Origin of the sequence: Marinobacter halotolerans, from assembly GCF_008795985.1 — a bacterium.
In the GTDB taxonomy this organism is placed as follows: Bacteria; Pseudomonadota; Gammaproteobacteria; order Pseudomonadales; family Oleiphilaceae; genus Marinobacter; species Marinobacter halotolerans.
In genome coordinates this window covers 1-17,005 of the sequence record NZ_VMHP01000003.1, presented here as the reverse complement: position 1 = coordinate 17,005, position 17,005 = coordinate 1, and the positions used below count along the sequence as shown (strand labels likewise).

Below are 17,005 nucleotides of genomic sequence, written 5' to 3'. Positions count from 1 at the left end.
TCTTAGCAACGATAAAAGATACCCGTTCGGTACATCAGGACTTGGGTCGTTTTGCACCGTACTTGGAGCGACCCTGCTTACGGTTCTGTACACCCTGGGTGTCCAGCGTTCCGCGAACAGTGTGATAACGCACACCCGGAAGGTCTTTTACTCGACCGCCACGGATAAGCACAACACTGTGCTCCTGAAGGTTGTGGCCTTCACCGCCAATGTATGAGGAAACCTCGTAGCCGTTAGTCAGGCGAACACGGCACACTTTACGCAGTGCTGAGTTCGGCTTCTTCGGCGTGGTGGTGTATACACGAGTGCAAACACCACGGCGCTGCGGACAAGCCTGCAGAGCAGGAACGTCGCTCTTGGCCGCTTTACGTTTACGAGGCTTACGCACCAACTGATTAATCGTTGCCATGTAAGCAAACTCCAAAAAACCGTATCAATGAAACTTACCCCCGACAGGCGGGGGTAAAATTTGAGGGTCGCAAGTTTAAGCCTGCACCCCCGAACAGTCAAGATGACTGGTCTCTTTTTGACCACCTGCCGGATAGGTATCTTCCGGCGGGTGGTCACGCTGTCGCGAACTTAGCTTTCGCGGTTCAGCTCTGCGCTCAGCGCTTCTTCTACGTCGGCTGCGGTTACGCCCTGCTGGTCCAGCTCACGCTTACGCTTGCGCTCAGCATGATAGGCAAGACCGGTACCGGCCGGAATCAGACGACCAACAACCACGTTTTCCTTCAGGCCGCGCAGATAATCCCGCTTGCCAGTGACGGCGCCTTCGGTGAGAACCCGCGTGGTCTCCTGGAACGAGGCCGCGGAAATAAACGACTCCGTCGCCAGTGACGCTTTGGTGATACCGAGCAGCAGGCGCTCGCACCGTGCAGGCTCTTTGTCCGCCGCTTCCGCTTTCTCGTTCTCTTCCATGAACTGGGTGATCTCGACCTGATCGCCGCCGAGCAGACTGGTGTCGCCAGCGTCGGTGATCTCAACCTTGCGCAGCATCTGCCGAACGATAACCTCGATATGTTTATCGTTGATGACAACACCTTGCAGACGGTAGACGTCCTGGATCTCGTTGGTGATGTACTTCGCCAACGCTACAACGCCCAGCAGGCGCAAGATGTCGTGCGGGTTGGACGGACCATCAGAAATGACCTCGCCCTTCTCAACCGTTTCGCCTTCGAACACGTTCATCTGACGATGCTTGGGAATTAGAACCTCATAGGGATCAGCATCCTTGGGCGTAATCACCAGACGCTTCTTGCCCTTGGTTTCCTTGCCGAATGAAACCACACCGCTGATTTCCGCCAGAATCGAGGATTCTTTCGGACGACGGGCTTCAAACAGATCGGCAACACGGGGCAGACCACCTGTGATGTCACGTGTTTTCGAGCTTTCCTGAGGAATACGGGCAACCACGTCACCCAACTCGATTTTCGCGCCATTCGCCATGGTGACCAGCGCGTTTGCCGGCAGGAAGAAGATCGCGGTACCACCACCTGGCAGATCAACCTCTTCACCCTTGTCGTCAATCAACTGAATGGCAGGACGGATGTCCTTACCGGCAGCCGGACGTTCTTTCGGGTCGATCACTTCCATGGTGGACAGACCGGTCAGTTCGTCGGTCTGGGTACGGACAGTGATGCCCTGGTCCATGTTGACAAACCGTGCGGTACCTTCCGCCTCGGCGATGATCGGGTGAGTGTGCGGATCCCACTTGGCCACCGCAACTCCGGCTTCGACAGCGTCGCCGTGTTTGACGGACAGCACTGCACCATAGGGCAGCTTGTACCACTCGCGCTCACGACCCTGCTCATCGGCAATGGCCAGCGCAGAGGAGCGGGAAACCACGACCAGTGTACCGTCGCTCTTCTCGATGGACTTCAGGTTGTGCAGGCGAACGGTGCCGCCATGCTTGACCTGAATATTGTCGACCGCAGACGCCCGGCTCGCAGCACCACCAATGTGGAACGTACGCATGGTCAGCTGTGTGCCCGGTTCGCCGATAGACTGTGCCGCGATGACACCGACGGCCTCGCCCACGTTGACCTGATGCCCGCGGGCAAGGTCACGACCGTAACACTTCGAGCAGATACCGTGGCGGGTTTCACAGGTAATCGCTGAGCGAACCCATACCTCGTCCACACCGGCACGCTCGAGAGACTCGACCGCTTTCTCGTCCAGCAGTGTGCCCACGTCGACAACCGCATTGTCTTTGTCGGTCGGGGTGTAGGCTGCGCGTGCAGTAACACGACCCAGCACTCGGTCACCCAGCGGCACAACAACGTCGCCACCCTCGATGTGGGGCGTCATCAGCAGGCCTTCGTCGGTACCGCAGTCTTCCTCGGTAACAACCAGGTCCTGGGAAACGTCCACCAGACGACGGGTCAGGTAACCGGAGTTCGCAGTCTTCAGCGCCGTATCCGCCAGACCCTTACGGGCACCGTGGGTGGAGATGAAGTACTGAAGTACGTTCAGACCTTCACGGAAGTTGGCGGTGATCGGCGTTTCGATGATTGAACCGTCCGGCTTGGCCATCAGACCACGCATACCGGCCAGCTGACGGATCTGGGCGGGGGAGCCCCGGGCACCAGAGTCGGCCATCATGTAAACGGAGTTGAAAGACTCCTGCATCAGATCTTCGCCGTTCTCGCCTTTCACAGGCTTGCCATCCGGGCCAATAACCTGCTCCTGGGAGAGCCGATCCATCATCGCCTTGGACACCTTGTCGTTGGCGCGGGACCAGATATCGATAACCTTGTTGTACTTCTCGCCCTGGGTCAGCAGACCGGACGCGTACTGGGTCTCGATATCCTTTACTTCTTCAGAGGCCGCATCAACGAGCTCGTACTTCTCGGGCGGGATCTCGAAATCGTTAAAGCCGATGGAGATACCGGAAACCGTTGCGAAGTGATAACCCATATACATCAGTTGGTCCGCAAAAATGACGGTGTCTTTCAGACCCGCATCGCGGTAACAGGTGTTGATGAGGTTGGAAATCGCCTTTTTGACCATCGGCTTGTTGACGATGTCATAGGAAAGACCATCCGGCACGATGTCAAACAGCAGAGCGCGACCGACGGTGGTGTCCACAATTTTCTGGACTTCCACTTTCTCGCCGTTCTCGTCATAGGTCACTTCTTTGACCCGTACCTTGACCATCGCCTGCAGATCAACCTTGCCGGCGCCGTAGGCGCGATGCGCTTCTTTCACATCGGCAAACACCATGCCTTCGCCCAGGGCGCTCTTACGATCACGGGTCATGTAATATAGACCCAGAACCACGTCCTGTGACGGCACGATGATGGGCTCGCCATTGGCAGGTGACAGCACGTTGTTGGTGGACATCATCAACGCACGGGCTTCAAGCTGGGCTTCCAGGGTCAGCGGAACGTGTACCGCCATCTGGTCACCGTCGAAGTCGGCGTTGTAGGCCGCACACACCAGCGGGTGCAGCTGAATAGCCTTGCCTTCAATGAGTACCGGCTCAAACGCCTGGATACCCAGACGGTGCAGGGTCGGCGCCCGGTTGAGCATGATCGGGTGTTCGCGAATGACTTCGTCCAGGATGTCCCAGACCACGCCTTCCTCACGCTCGACCATCTTCTTGGCGGCTTTAATCGTTGTGGCCAGACCACGGTGCTCAAGCTTGGAGAAAATAAACGGCTTGAACAGCTCCAGAGCCATCTTCTTCGGAAGACCACACTGGTGCAGACGCAGATAGGGACCGACCACGATCACCGAACGACCGGAATAGTCCACACGCTTGCCCAGCAGGTTCTGACGGAAACGACCCTGCTTACCCTTGATCATGTCAGCCAGGGACTTCAGCGGACGCTTGTTGGTGCCGGTAATGGCACGACCGCGACGGCCGTTATCCAGCAGAGCGTCCACAGCTTCCTGCAGCATCCGCTTCTCGTTGCGCACGATGATATCCGGAGCATTCAGCTCCAGCAGACGCTTGAGGCGGTTGTTACGGTTGATCACCCGACGGTAAAGATCGTTCAGATCGGAGGTCGCAAAACGGCCACCGTCCAGTGGTACCAGCGGGCGTAGATCCGGTGGCAGAACCGGCAGCACGGTCATGACCATGTCGCCTGGCTTGTTGCCGGAGTACAGGAAAGCCTCAAGAATCTTCAGGCGCTTGCTGAACTTCTTGATCTTGGTTTCGGAGTTGGTCTGGGGAATCTCTTCCCGCAGGGCTTCAACTTCCGCCTGCAGGTCAATCCCTTCCAGCAGTTCCTGGACGGCTTCAGCACCCATGCGGGCGTCGAACTCGTCACCGAACTCTTCCAGGGCTTCGTAATACTGCTCGTCGTTCAGCAGCTGCCCTTTTTCCAGGGTCGTCATGCCCGGCTCGATCACGATGAAGGATTCGAAATACAGAACCCGTTCAATATCGCGCAGGGTCATGTCCAGCATCAGACCGATGCGGGACGGCAATGATTTCAGGAACCAGATGTGGGCGACCGGGCTCGCAAGCTCGATGTGACCCATGCGCTCACGGCGCACACTGGCCAGTGCCACTTCAACACCACACTTCTCGCAGATAACACCACGGTGCTTGAGGCGCTTGTACTTGCCACAAAGGCACTCGTAATCCTTGATCGGACCGAAGATTTTGGCACAGAAAAGACCGTCACGCTCAGGCTTGAACGTACGGTAGTTAATGGTCTCAGGCTTTTTGACCTCACCAAAAGACCATGATCGGATCATGTCAGGGGACGCCAGCCCAATACGGATGGCGTCAAATTCCTGCTTCTGGTTCTGGTTTTTGAGAAGATTCAGCAAATCTTTCATCAGTAACAGCTCCGGATGGCGTTATTCTCGGGCGGGCACCGACGGTGCCCGCTCTCGCTGCCAAAAACAATTCGGCTCACTCGGATTCCAGCTCGATGTCGATACCCAACGAGCGGATTTCCTTGACCAGAACATTGAAGGATTCGGGCATGCCCGGCTCCATACGATGATCGCCATCGACAATGTTCTTGTACATCTTGGTCCGACCATTCACATCATCAGACTTAACGGTGAGCATTTCCTGCAGCGTATACGCTGCGCCGTAAGCCTCAAGGGCCCACACTTCCATCTCACCGAAGCGCTGACCACCGAACTGCGCCTTACCACCCAGCGGCTGCTGGGTAACCAGGCTGTACGAACCGGTGGAACGAGCGTGCATCTTGTCGTCGATCAGGTGGTTCAGCTTCAGGATGTACATGTAGCCAACAGTCACCGGGCGATCAAACTCATCGCCGGTACGGCCATCGTACAACACGGTCTGACCTGTGGTGCTAAGGCCTGCCAGCTCAAGCATATGCTTGACCTCAGCTTCCTTGGCGCCGTCGAACACCGGTGTTGCCATGGGCACACCAGCGCGCAGGTTATTGGCCAGCGCAAAGATCTCTTCATCATTCAGCGAATCCAGGTCCACTTTCGTGACCTCATCCGAATGGTTGTAGATCTCGTCCAGAAGCTTACGCATCTCGGCCACCTTGCGCTGCTCGTCCAGCATGCGACTGATACGCTCACCCAGCCCCTTGGCGGCGGCACCCAGGTGAGTTTCAAGAACCTGACCAACGTTCATCCGTGACGGAACACCCAGAGGGTTCAGCACGATATCAACGGTGTTGCCATACTCGTCGTAGGGCATGTCCTCTATCGGCATCACCGCAGAGATAACACCCTTGTTACCGTGACGGCCGGCCATCTTGTCGCCTGGCTGGATCCGACGCTTGATCGCAAGGTAAACCTTGACGATTTTAAGAACACCCGGGGCAAGGTCATCACCCTGTTGCAGCTTGCCTTTCTTGTCATCAAAGCGAGCTTCATGGTCCTTCTTGCGATCCTCAAGGCCCTGCTCGGACTTCTCCAGCAACTCATTCAGGGCTTCGTCTTTCATCCGCAGCTTGAACCAGTCATCCCGTGGCAGTTCTGCCAGGTAAGACTCGTCCAGCTTTGCGCCCTTCTTGAGGCCGGGGCCGCTAATCACTTCCTGGCCGTTCAGCGCGGAAGTCAGACGCTCATAAGTCGCGCCTTCAACGATGCGGTACTCGTCCTTCAGATCCTTGCGGTACTCGTCCAGCTGTTCTTTCTCGATAGCCTGGGCGCGAGCATCCTTCTCGATGCCATCACGGGTAAAGACCTGAACGTCGATAACCGTGCCACGAGTGCCGGTGGGCACACGTGAGGACGTATCTTTCACGTCCGACGCCTTCTCGCCAAAGATGGCCCTCAGCAGTTTCTCCTCCGGAGTCAACTGGGTCTCACCCTTGGGCGTCACCTTGCCCACGAGGATATCGCCGGCGCCCACTTCGGCACCGATGTAGACGATACCGGACTCATCCAGCTTGGACAGCGCGCTCTCGCCAACGTTCGGGATGTCCGCGGTGATTTCCTCGCTACCCAGTTTGGTGTCCCGGGCCACACAGGTCAGTTCCTGGATGTGGATGGTGGTCAGGCGATCTTCCTGAACCACTTTCTCCGAGATCAGGATGGAGTCCTCGAAGTTGTAACCGTTCCAGGGCATGAACGCGATGCGCATGTTCTGACCCAGAGCCAGCTCGCCCAGATCGATGGACGGACCATCGGCCAACACGTCACCGCGGGCGATCTGATCACCTTCCCGCACAATGGAGCGCTGGTTGATACAGGTGTTCTGGTTCGAACGGGTGTACTTGGTGAGGTTGTAGATATCCACACCAGCATCACCGGCATCGGTTTCGTCGTTGTTAACTCGCACCACGATACGGGCCGCATCGACACTCTCGATCACACCACCTCGGCGGGCCGACACACAGACACCGGAGTCCTGGGCCACGGTGCGTTCTACACCGGTACCTACCAGGGGCACCTCTGAGCGCAGGGTCGGCACAGCCTGACGCTGCATGTTTGAACCCATCAGTGCGCGGTTGGCGTCATCATGCTCCAGGAACGGAATCAACGAGGCTGCAACAGACACAACCTGACGCGGAGATACGTCCATGAAGTTAACGTTCTCCGGCGGCGTGACGGTGAACTCGTTCTGGTGACGAACCGTTACCAGCTCGTCAGACAGATGGTTCTTGTCGTCCATCGCGGCGCTTGCCTGGGCGATGATGTAATTGCTTTCTTCAATCGCTGACAGGTAAACCACCTCGTCGGTGACCTTGCCTTCAACAACCTTCCGATACGGGCTCTCGAGGAAACCGTAGGAGTTGGAGCGTGCATAAGTCGCCAGCGAGTTGATCAGACCGATGTTCGGACCTTCCGGAGTCTCGATTGGACACACACGACCATAGTGAGTCGGGTGTACGTCGCGAACCTCGAAGCCTGCACGCTCACGGGTCAGACCACCTGGACCGAGGGCCGAGATACGACGCTTGTGAGTGACCTCGGACAGCGGGTTGTTCTGGTCCATGAACTGCGACAGCTGGCTGGAACCGAAGAACTCTTTCACCGCCGCGGCAACGGGCTTGGCATTGATCAGGTCCTGAGGCATCAGGCCTTCACTCTCGGCCAGGCTCAGACGCTCGCGGACGGCGCGCTCAACACGGACCAGACCGACACGGAACTGGTTTTCGGCCATCTCGCCAACACAACGGACGCGCCGGTTACCCAGGTTGTCGATGTCATCGACATTGCCTTCACCGTTGCGGATATCGATCAGCGTTTTGAGAACGTCGATGATGTCATCGTGGGTCAGCGTGCCTTCGCCGGTGCTTTCTTCACGACGCAGGCGACGGTTGAGCTTCATCCGGCCAACCGAGGACAGGTCATACCGCTCTTCAGAGAAGAACAGGTTGTTGAACAGGTTCTCGGCTGATTCCTTGGTGGGCGGCTCGCCCGGACGCATCATGCGGTAGATCTCGACCAACGCCTCAAGCGGGCTACGGGTCGGATCAATGCGCAGCGTGTCGGACATGAAGGGACCGCAGTCCAGATCGTTGGTGTACAGGGTCTCAATATCTGTGACGCCGGAATCCAGGATCTTGGTAACGATTTCTTCAGTCAGCTCGGTGTTGCACTCTACCAGCACTTCGCCGGACTTGGTGTCCACCATGTCTTTTGCCAGGACGCGGCCGTAAAGGTACTCGGTCGGCACTTCCAGCTCGGTCAGGCCAGCCTTTTCAAGCTGCTTGATGTGGCGCGCGGTAATACGGCGGCCTTCCTCAACGATGACCTTACCCTTCTTGTCCTTGATGTCGAAGGTGGCAATATCGCCGCGCAGGCGGCTAGGCACCAGCTCCAGCTTGCACACTTCTGGACCAATGCCGAACTTACTGGTATCAAAGAACATCTCGAGCATCTGCTCGGAGGTGTAGCCCAGTGCGCGCAGCAGGATAGAGGCAGGCAGCTTGCGGCGACGGTCAATACGGACAAAGACCGAATCCTTGGCGTCGAACTCGAAATCGAGCCAGGAACCACGGTAAGGAATCACCCGCGCCGAATACAGCAGCTTGCCTGATGAGTGGGTCTTGCCCTTGTCATGATCGAAGAACACACCCGGTGAACGGTGGAGCTGGGAAACGATAACCCGCTCGGTACCGTTGATAACGAAGGTACCGTTCTCGGTCATCAGGGGCATTTCGCCCATGTAGACTTCCTGCTCTTTAATATCTTTAATCGCCTTGTTGGACGATTCCTTATCATAAATGATAAGTCTTACTTTGACCCGCAGCGGTGCTGCGTAGGTTACGCCCCTAAGCTGGCATTCCTTGACGTCAAATACCGGCTCGCCGATGCGGTAACTCACGTATTCGAGCGCGGCGTTGCCAGAATAACTGACAATCGGGAATACGGATTTGAATGCTGCGTGGAGACCGGTTTCCCGACGATTATCGGGCTCGGCTTCACTTTGGAGGAAGTCCCGGAACGAATCCAGCTGAATAGACAGCAAATAGGGGACATCCATCACGGAAGGCAATTTACTAAAATCTTTGCGAATCCGCTTTTTCTCAGTATAGGAGTAAGTCATCTGCATTCCCCAGCTTTAGACCTGATACCTGGTATCAAGAAGCAACCATTTTTCTGCTTCGGGGCCGAATTGCTCGGCTTACTGCGCCGTCTTGAACAAGACCCTGGCTGTAGGTTAAAGGCTCCGACAGCGTAATGGTCCTGACGTTCCGAACCTGCAGCATATACAACAGAAAAAGGCCGGTGGCACTGGGCCACCAGCCTATCCATGCTTAATGCATGGTTTCGATCAACAACAGCTTACTTGAGCTCAACAGAAGCGCCTGCTTCCTCAAGCTTCTTCTTGGCTGCTTCAGCGTCGTCTTTGCTCGCTGCTTCCTTGATTACGGAAGGCGCGCTATCGACCATTTCTTTCGCTTCCTTCAGACCCAGGCCAGTCAGTTCACGAACGGCCTTGATCACGTTGACCTTCTTCTCACCAGGACCGGTCAGAACAACGTCAAATTCTGTCTGCTCTTCAGCAGCGGCAGCTTCGCCACCAGCAGCGGCAGGAGCAGCAGCAACTGCTGCAGCAGCAGATACGCCAAACTTCTCTTCCATTGCTTCAACCAGCGCAACAACGTCCATTACGCTCATTTCAGCAATTGCGTTCAAAATGTCTTCGTTAGACAGAGCCATGACTTTCTCCCAAAAATATAAAAATGGTGTTCAACAGAATCAAGCAGCTTCTTGCTTCTGGTCTCGAACTGCCGCTACTGCACGGGTCACTTTCGTTGGAACTTCGTTCAGTGTCCGCGCAAGCTTGGTGATCGGTGCCTGTGTGGTTGCGGCCAGCATCGTCAATGCTTCGTGACGTGTTGGCAGCTTGGCAAGGCGATCAATCTGGTCTGCGCCCATCAGCTCACCGCCGACAGCCAGGCCTTTGATCTCAAATGCCTCTTTCTCTTTGGCAAAATCCTTCAGCAGACGCGCAGCCGCGCCTGGATCTTCCATAGAGAATGCCAGAATGGTCGGGCCAACCAATGCTTCGTCGATGCACTCGTACTCGGTACCACGAATCGCAATCTTCGCCAGGTTGTTACGAACAACCTTCAGGATTACGTTCTCGGCACGAGCCTTGGCACGAAGCGCCGTCATATCACCAGAGGTGACACCACGGTAATCAGCCATAACCACAGACAGAGCACCACCGGCAGTCTCGTTGACTTCAGCGACGATCGCCTTCTTGTCTTCGAGTCTAATTGCCACTGGATTTCTCCTCGATTTCGCCGGGTTTATCCCGGCAAACCCACATATACCCCTCGCGGGGCTCCTAACGGTGTTTGGGTTCAGAGAGAACGTCTTCACACCGTCTGCGCAGGCATTGCTTTAACCCCTCTGACTGCCTCGCAAGGCAGCCTCAGGGGCCTGCGGTCTTTGACAGCCTTGGCTTCCGCCCAGACTACAAAGCACTACCGACCAAAGACTTAAATGCTCAAAGCACTCTGGTCGATAGCCAGGCCAGGACCCATCGTCGACGACAGGGTTACCTTCTTGAGGTAAACACCTTTCGACGAAGAGGGCTTGGCCTTTTTCAGATCTGCAATCAGAGCCTCAATATTTTCCTTGATGTTCTGAGCAGAGAATTCCACGTTACCCATAGGCGCATGGATAATGCCGTTTTTGTCCGTACGATACCGTACCTGACCTGCCTTGGCGTTCTTGACCGCAGTCTCAACGTCCGGAGTCACAGTACCAACCTTCGGGTTCGGCATCAGGCCGCGAGGACCAAGAATCTGGCCCAGCTGACCTACGACACGCATGGCATCTGGTGTGGCAATAACCACGTCAAAATCCATGTTGCCTTTCTTAACTTCTTCAGCCAGATCATCCATGCCAACAATGTCAGCACCAGCAGCGGTGGCTTTCTCAGCGTTGGCGCCCTGGGTGAATACTGCAACACGGACGGTCTTGCCAGTGCCGTGAGGCAGAACAGTGCTGCTACGAACAACCTGATCGGATTTACGTGCGTCAACGCCAAGGTTTACCGCAACGTCCACGGACTCCTTGAACTTCACGCTTGAGCCCAGCTCTACCAGCAGTGCAACTGCCTCATCAACGGTATAGGAACGGGCACTGTCGACTTTTTCACGAATCAGCTTCTGACGCTTGCTAAGCTTTGCCATGTTACAGGCCCTCCACGTTGAGGCCCATGCTACGGGCGGTTCCGGCGATGGTGCGAAGAGCGGCATCCATATTTGCAGCGGTCAGATCGGGCTCTTTGGTCTTGACGATCTCTTCCAGCTGCTCACGGGTAACCGTGCCAACCTTCTCGGTGTTCGGACGACCGGATCCGCTTTTGATGCCAGCTGCTTTTTTCAGCAGAACTGGTGCCGGCGGCGTCTTGGTGATAAAGGTAAAGCTGCGATCGCTGTATACGGTGATCACGGTAGGAATCGGCAGCCCAGGCTCCATGTCCTGAGTCTCGGCGTTAAACGCCTTACAGAATTCCATGATGTTCACGCCACGCTGACCCAGTGCAGGACCAACGGGAGGACTCGGGTTGGCCTTACCGGCAGCAACCTGAAGCTTGATATACGCTTCGATTTTCTTAGCCATGATTTTCTCCTAATGGGTTCAAACGCCTTTCGGCTCCCCGGTTTCTTTCAACTGCAACAAAGCAGACACAAAAAGCCCGCGTCGCCTGGGCGCGCGAGCTCTCAGCATAAACAGCCGCTGATCAGTCTTTCTCGACCTGTCCGAACTCCAGCTCAACCGGCGTAGACCGACCGAAAATAAGAACAGCAACCTTGACCCGACTCTTGTCGTAGTCAACTTCTTCTACCACGCCGTTGAAGTCGGCAAACGGGCCTTCTGTAACCCGAACCACTTCGCCCGGCTCAAACAGTGTCTTGGGCTTGGGCTTGTCGGCACCACTTTCAACGCGGCGCAGAATAGCTTCTGCCTCACGCTCTGTGATCGGTGCCGGCTTGTCTTTTGTGCCACCAATGAAGCCCAGAACACGCGGAGTGTTCTTGACCAGGTGCCAGGTAGCGTCGTCCATTTCCATCTGAACAAGCACATAACCCGGATAGAATTTCCGCTCGCTCTTGCGCTTCTTTCCTTCGCGCATTTCGACGACTTCTTCTGTTGGAACCAGAATCTCGCCGAACTTGTCTTCCATTCCATTGAGCGCAATGCGCTCTCCGAGAGTGCGCATTACGTGCTTTTCAAAGCCAGAATACGCATGTACGACGTACCAGCGCTTAGCCATTGCCCACTCCTGTTACCCGATAACTCCGGAGACCAGCCAACTGATCAACGAATCCATACCCCACAAGATCAAAGCTACTACCAATACAAAAACCACAACAATAAACGTGGTCTGGATAAGCTCCGGCCGGGTGGGCCATACGACTTTCCGGATTTCAACCCGTGCTTCTTTCAGGAGTGCTGCAAACCGACGTCCACGGTCGGTCTGCAACGCAACGAGTGCTGCCAAAAGCGCAAGCACCACAAGACCCAGCACCCGATACAGTAGTGACTCGGCACTGAAATACTGATTGCCAACGACACCGATGGCAATCAGGACAAATACGACCAGCCACTTGACAATATCAAAGCTGCTGGTTGAACGATCGGCTTTTGACTCCATGGGAATCAGCTTTATCCGGATGTTAAAAAATGGCAGGCCAGGAGGGAATCGAACCCCCAACCTGCGGTTTTGGAGACCGCTGCTCTGCCAATTGAGCTACTGGCCTGCACCGAAACAACTCAGCGCACTTACTTCGAGCAAATCACTCGATGATCTTTGAGACCACACCGGCACCAACGGTACGGCCGCCTTCGCGAATCGCGAAACGCAGGCCATCTTCCATGGCGATCGGGTTGATCAGGGTAACACTCATCTTGACGTTGTCACCCGGCATTACCATTTCCACGCCTTCCGGCAGCTCACAGGAACCTGTGACGTCGGTGGTACGGAAGTAGAACTGTGGACGATAGCCCTTGAAGAAAGGCGTATGACGACCACCCTCTTCCTTGGACAGTACGTACACTTCACACTCAAACTTGGTGTGCGGCTTGATAGTGCCCGGCTTACACAGAACCTGGCCACGCTCAACGTCGTCACGCTTGGTACCACGCAGCAGTACACCAACGTTCTCGCCTGCACGACCTTCGTCCAGCAGCTTGCGGAACATCTCAACGCCGGTGCAGGTGGTCTTGACGGTATCTTTGATACCAACAATCTCAATCTCTTCACCCACCTTGATAACGCCACGCTCGACACGGCCAGTTACCACGGTGCCACGACCGGAGATAGAGAACACGTCCTCGATCGGCATCAGGAACGGCTGATCAATCGCACGCTCAGGATCCGGGATGTACGCGTCCAGGGCCTCAACCAGCTTCTTGACAGCGGTGGTACCCATTTCGTTGTCGTCTTTACCTTCCAGCGCCATCAGCGCGGAACCGGTAACGATCGGCGTGTCGTCGCCCGGGAAGTCGTACTGGCTCAGCAGTTCACGAACTTCCATCTCAACCAGCTCAAGCAGCTCTTCATCATCAACCATGTCCGCCTTGTTCAGGAACACAACGATGAAAGGAACGCCTACCTGACGAGACAGCAGGATGTGCTCGCGAGTCTGCGGCATGGGGCCGTCAGCTGCGGAACAAACCAGAATCGCGCCGTCCATCTGCGCCGCACCAGTGATCATGTTCTTCACATAGTCAGCGTGGCCCGGGCAGTCAACGTGCGCGTAATGACGCTCCGGTGACGTGTACTCAACGTGAGAGGTCGCGATAGTGATACCACGAGCCTTCTCTTCCGGCGCGTTATCGATCATGTCGAATGCGCTGGCGCTACCACTGCCCCACACCTCGTGACATACACGAGTCAGGGCGGCTGTCAGCGTGGTCTTACCATGGTCTACGTGACCAATGGTGCCCACGTTTACGTGCGGTTTACTACGCTCAAATTTTTCTTTAGACATTCGACCTATCTCCCTAATCAACCTGACCGTAACGTTGACCGGACAAAATGATGGAGCTCATGGGCGGATTTGAACCGCCGACCTCACCCTTACCAAGGGTGTGCTCTACCAACTGAGCTACATGAGCGTTTCGCACTTCAAATTGGAGCGGGCAGCGGGAATCGAACCCGCGTCATCAGCTTGGAAGGCTGAGGTAATAGCCACTATACGATGCCCGCGAGCAATAAGTGGTGGAGGGGGCAGGATTCGAACCTGCGAAGCTTTCGCGTCAGATTTACAGTCTGATCCCTTTGGCCACTCGGGAACCCCTCCCGATCGGACCTGCCAATCGGCAAATCCGCTAAAACTTAAAAAGTGGAGCTGGCGGACGGAATCGAACCCCCGACCTGCTGATTACAAGTCAGCTGCTCTACCAACTGAGCTACGCCAGCCCACATTCGCCTCTTCAGCGAGGGCGGTATACTACGGATTTTCAGGATTCGTTGCAATACCTGCGCAACGACTGATTTCAACCATTTCGAAATCGTCCCGGTAATCCTCTAACCGCCCGACTCCTTGCTCTGCATCGGCAGAAGAAGGTACTTCAAAAACGAGGGCGTAGCTTAGCTGATTACGCGGGAAGTTGGCCAGTACTGCATTGAGATTCTGACGTTTTTTTGCCTCAAGCACCCGCAGAGCAGCCTCTCTTGATTCAAAAAGCCCCAGTGAGATGGCATTGGTGTTCTCTCCACGGGTCACAAGGTAGGAATCCACTCCCTTGCGCTGCAGTTCGTTGAACAGCGCCAGCGCCTTGTTCCCGGGCTGCGGCGGGATAATAACCCAGTGCAGGGGCTCAAGCGTCCGCTGCTGCTCCAGCACCGTCATGTTCTCGCCCGGCTGGCCCATTGAAGCGTAGCGCTCCCGGGCGCCATCTGCCGTATCAAACCAGCCCAGGCGCACGCAAACGGGCTCCGGTGCTGCGGTCGCAACGGCCCGCTCAGATTCAGGTTCGGGCTCGGGTTCAGGGTCGGGTGGCGGCATTTCGGTCTCCACCGGCTCCCCTTCAACCGAATCCACCTCTTCTCTTTTCTCCTCAGGAACTGCAGCACCGAGCTTCAACGTTGATACCCGTGGCAGCGTTCGGTCCTCTGCTACCATCTGAACCCTGCCGGGCATCCAGATGTCATCTGCGAACCAGACCAGAACATTAACGGCCAGCAGAATCAGGACCAACCACCTCATATACCCGCACTCTCTGAATCAATCGCTGCCAGCCCCTTGATAACCAGATCAGAGTCGTGCACCCCGGGCAAGCCAGCAGACAGAAGCAACCCGGCATCGCCACCGGTACACAAGATACGCTCAAGGCCATACTCGCGGCAGTCCGCAACCAGATGCTGGATCAGGCCTTCCCAGAGCCAGACAACACCGTGCTGGACGCATTCGGTTGTCGATACCCCTGGCTGGCCACCACCAGCATCTACCTCTTCGAAACCAATCCGCGCAGCATCCTGCTGAAGCGAACGCAGCATCATCTGCTTGCCCGGCAGGATATAACCGCCAAGATGGGTGCCATCGGGAGCCACATAATCCACGGTTATGGCACTGCCCGCATCAACCACGGCAAACCCACCCGGTTTCTGATGCCACCCTGCGTACATGGCATGCCAACGATCAGCGCCCATCTTTGCGGTATCGGTATAGGCGTTTATCAGGCCGGCGCGCCGGGCTTCAGACCAGTAAAACTGCACATCTGTTCCAGTAAGACGGTTCAGCTGCTCGTCCAGGACGGACCGACGGCTTTCGGAAGCAACGGTTGAAACCGCGATACGCTCAATATCAGCCGCATATGAGGCCAGCTCACTCAGCCAACTCTCACTGTCGCACAGGCAAACCCCGCTCTTGACAACCGCGCCCTGCCGGTCAAGCCGCCACTTTAGACGGGTGTTTCCCGCGTCGATCAGCAGCCTCATGACTGAACCCGCAGGCTGATCTCACCGGCGCGGACTTTTTCCAGCTTGCCATTTACATCCATCAAATAGTTTCCATGCTCGTCGACTCCCCGCCCCGTACCGGACAGCTTTCCGGAATCACTCGTCAGCGGCCGGCCCGTGAAAATATCCCTGGCCTCCCATGGCGCCCGGAAACTCGTAAAGCCGGTCTTCGCAAATTCGGTAGCGGCATCGAGTAGCGAAGCAATCACGCCCGCCGCAATAAGGTTTCTGTGCCACTGCTGCGCGGGCATAGCACGGGCAAGACTGGTCCAGGCCTGATCGACCCCTTCGGCTGCAGACATATGAACATTGATTCCGATGCCGGCAACCACCTGCACCACGCCCTCTTCCAGCTCACCCTGCAGTTCGACCAGAATACCCGCTAGCTTGCTTCCCCCAACATAGATATCGTTGGGCCACTTCAGCCCGACATCCCGGACTCCCTGGGCCTCCAGCGCCTCGGCCACTGCCAGGCCCAGCACCAGGCTCAAGCCATCGAGCATGGCAAAGCCGCCACGAAAGGTCAGCCCCAAGCTCAGGTACAGATTTTCGCCGCGCGGGCTCTGCCATTGCCGGCCACGACGCCCTCGCCCGGCAGTCTGGCACTCGGCCAGGCAGACCATTGTTCTTCCGCTGCTCTGGCGGGCCCTTTGCCGAATGACTTCCGCATTGGTCGAGTCCAGTTCCTCGTGAACCTGGAGGTCGATAGTGGAATGAAGCCGGGCAGGAAGCTGTCGGACTATCTCATTGCCATCCAGCAGGTCCACTGGCGTGACCAACCGATAGCCCTTGCCGCGGATGGTTTCGATGCTAAAGCCCTCGTCCGCCGCTCGCTTTATCTGCTTCCAGACGGCGGTGCGGCTGACACCCAGGGATGCAGCAAGTGATTCGCCGGAGTGAACCCGACCGTCGGCAAGGAGGCCTATTAGCGCTCTGGATTTCATGGAGGATCGCCCGATAAATAGATCAGCATCAGGGCGCGATTAAACACCACGCTGAGACAAAAAACAAAGGTGGTCGCTGCTGCTCAGAGAAGGACTTCTTTTAGGCAATAAAAAACCCCAGTCCGTATCCGAACTGGGGTTTTTGGTATTAGGAGCCTGACGATGACCTACTCTCACATGGGCAGAAGCCACACTACCATCGGCGCTGGTCTGTTTCACGGCTGAGTTC

The 17,005-nt window shown here is 56.3% G+C and carries 14 protein-coding genes and 5 tRNA genes; all 19 read right to left on the bottom strand.

Going from position 1 to position 17,005, the window contains the following annotated elements; genetic code table 11:
• Window positions 1-34: 34 nt before the first annotated feature.
• Entirely contained in the window at window positions 35-409 is a 375-nt protein-coding gene (gene rpsL, locus FPL19_RS16610; RefSeq protein WP_007154021.1) for a 30S ribosomal protein S12, read from the bottom strand.
• Window positions 410-579: 170 nt separating this feature from the next.
• Window positions 580-4,794, bottom strand: a complete 4,215-nt coding sequence (rpoC, locus tag FPL19_RS16605; RefSeq protein WP_150914326.1) for a DNA-directed RNA polymerase subunit beta' — start codon at window positions 4,792-4,794, stop codon at window positions 580-582.
• A 76-nt stretch (window positions 4,795-4,870) separates the two neighbouring features.
• The gene (gene rpoB / locus FPL19_RS16600) at window positions 4,871-8,947 is read right to left on the bottom strand and encodes a DNA-directed RNA polymerase subunit beta (RefSeq protein ID WP_150914325.1); all 4,077 of its coding nucleotides are present in this window, start codon (window positions 8,945-8,947) and stop codon (window positions 4,871-4,873) included.
• A 239-nt stretch (window positions 8,948-9,186) separates the two neighbouring features.
• Entirely contained in the window at window positions 9,187-9,564 is a 378-nt protein-coding gene (gene rplL, locus FPL19_RS16595) for a 50S ribosomal protein L7/L12 (RefSeq protein WP_150914323.1), read from the bottom strand.
• A gap of 39 nt (window positions 9,565-9,603) precedes the next feature.
• Window positions 9,604-10,134, bottom strand: a complete 531-nt coding sequence (rplJ, locus tag FPL19_RS16590) for a 50S ribosomal protein L10 (protein ID WP_150914320.1) — start codon at window positions 10,132-10,134, stop codon at window positions 9,604-9,606.
• Between the two features lie 218 nt (window positions 10,135-10,352).
• Window positions 10,353-11,051: a 50S ribosomal protein L1 gene (rplA, locus tag FPL19_RS16585; RefSeq protein WP_150914318.1), complete on the bottom strand. Its 699-nt coding sequence runs from the start codon at window positions 11,049-11,051 to the stop codon at window positions 10,353-10,355.
• Window position 11,052: 1 nt separating this feature from the next.
• Entirely contained in the window at window positions 11,053-11,484 is a 432-nt protein-coding gene (rplK, locus tag FPL19_RS16580; RefSeq protein ID WP_150914316.1) for a 50S ribosomal protein L11, read from the bottom strand.
• A 121-nt stretch (window positions 11,485-11,605) separates the two neighbouring features.
• Window positions 11,606-12,139, bottom strand: a complete 534-nt coding sequence (nusG, locus tag FPL19_RS16575; protein ID WP_150914314.1) for a transcription termination/antitermination protein NusG — start codon at window positions 12,137-12,139, stop codon at window positions 11,606-11,608.
• Between the two features lie 12 nt (window positions 12,140-12,151).
• Window positions 12,152-12,520: a preprotein translocase subunit SecE gene (gene secE / locus FPL19_RS16570; protein ID WP_150914312.1), complete on the bottom strand. Its 369-nt coding sequence runs from the start codon at window positions 12,518-12,520 to the stop codon at window positions 12,152-12,154.
• 30 nt (window positions 12,521-12,550) lie between these two features.
• Window positions 12,551-12,626 (bottom strand) — tRNA-Trp (locus tag FPL19_RS16565).
• 36 nt (window positions 12,627-12,662) lie between these two features.
• The gene (gene tuf / locus FPL19_RS16560; RefSeq protein WP_150914310.1) at window positions 12,663-13,859 is read right to left on the bottom strand and encodes an elongation factor Tu; all 1,197 of its coding nucleotides are present in this window, start codon (window positions 13,857-13,859) and stop codon (window positions 12,663-12,665) included.
• A gap of 51 nt (window positions 13,860-13,910) precedes the next feature.
• A tRNA-Thr gene (locus tag FPL19_RS16555) sits at window positions 13,911-13,986 on the bottom strand.
• Between the two features lie 16 nt (window positions 13,987-14,002).
• Window positions 14,003-14,077: transfer RNA gene (locus FPL19_RS16550), tRNA-Gly, on the bottom strand.
• Between the two features lie 10 nt (window positions 14,078-14,087).
• Window positions 14,088-14,171 (bottom strand) — tRNA-Tyr (locus tag FPL19_RS16545).
• Window positions 14,172-14,214: 43 nt separating this feature from the next.
• Window positions 14,215-14,290: transfer RNA gene (locus tag FPL19_RS16540), tRNA-Thr, on the bottom strand.
• Window positions 14,291-14,321: 31 nt separating this feature from the next.
• Window positions 14,322-15,080, bottom strand: a complete 759-nt coding sequence (locus tag FPL19_RS16535; protein ID WP_150914308.1) for a hypothetical protein — start codon at window positions 15,078-15,080, stop codon at window positions 14,322-14,324.
• The gene (locus FPL19_RS16530; RefSeq protein ID WP_150914306.1) at window positions 15,077-15,811 is read right to left on the bottom strand and encodes a type III pantothenate kinase; all 735 of its coding nucleotides are present in this window, start codon (window positions 15,809-15,811) and stop codon (window positions 15,077-15,079) included. Before FPL19_RS16530 ends, FPL19_RS16535 begins: the two co-directional genes overlap by 4 nt.
• The gene (locus FPL19_RS16525) at window positions 15,808-16,776 is read right to left on the bottom strand and encodes a biotin--[acetyl-CoA-carboxylase] ligase (RefSeq protein ID WP_150914304.1); all 969 of its coding nucleotides are present in this window, start codon (window positions 16,774-16,776) and stop codon (window positions 15,808-15,810) included. Before FPL19_RS16525 ends, FPL19_RS16530 begins: the two co-directional genes overlap by 4 nt.
• 39 nt (window positions 16,777-16,815) lie before the next feature.
• Window positions 16,816-17,005: hypothetical protein (locus FPL19_RS17685; protein ID WP_225314473.1), on the bottom strand; the 190-nt coding region annotated here is incomplete at its 5' end.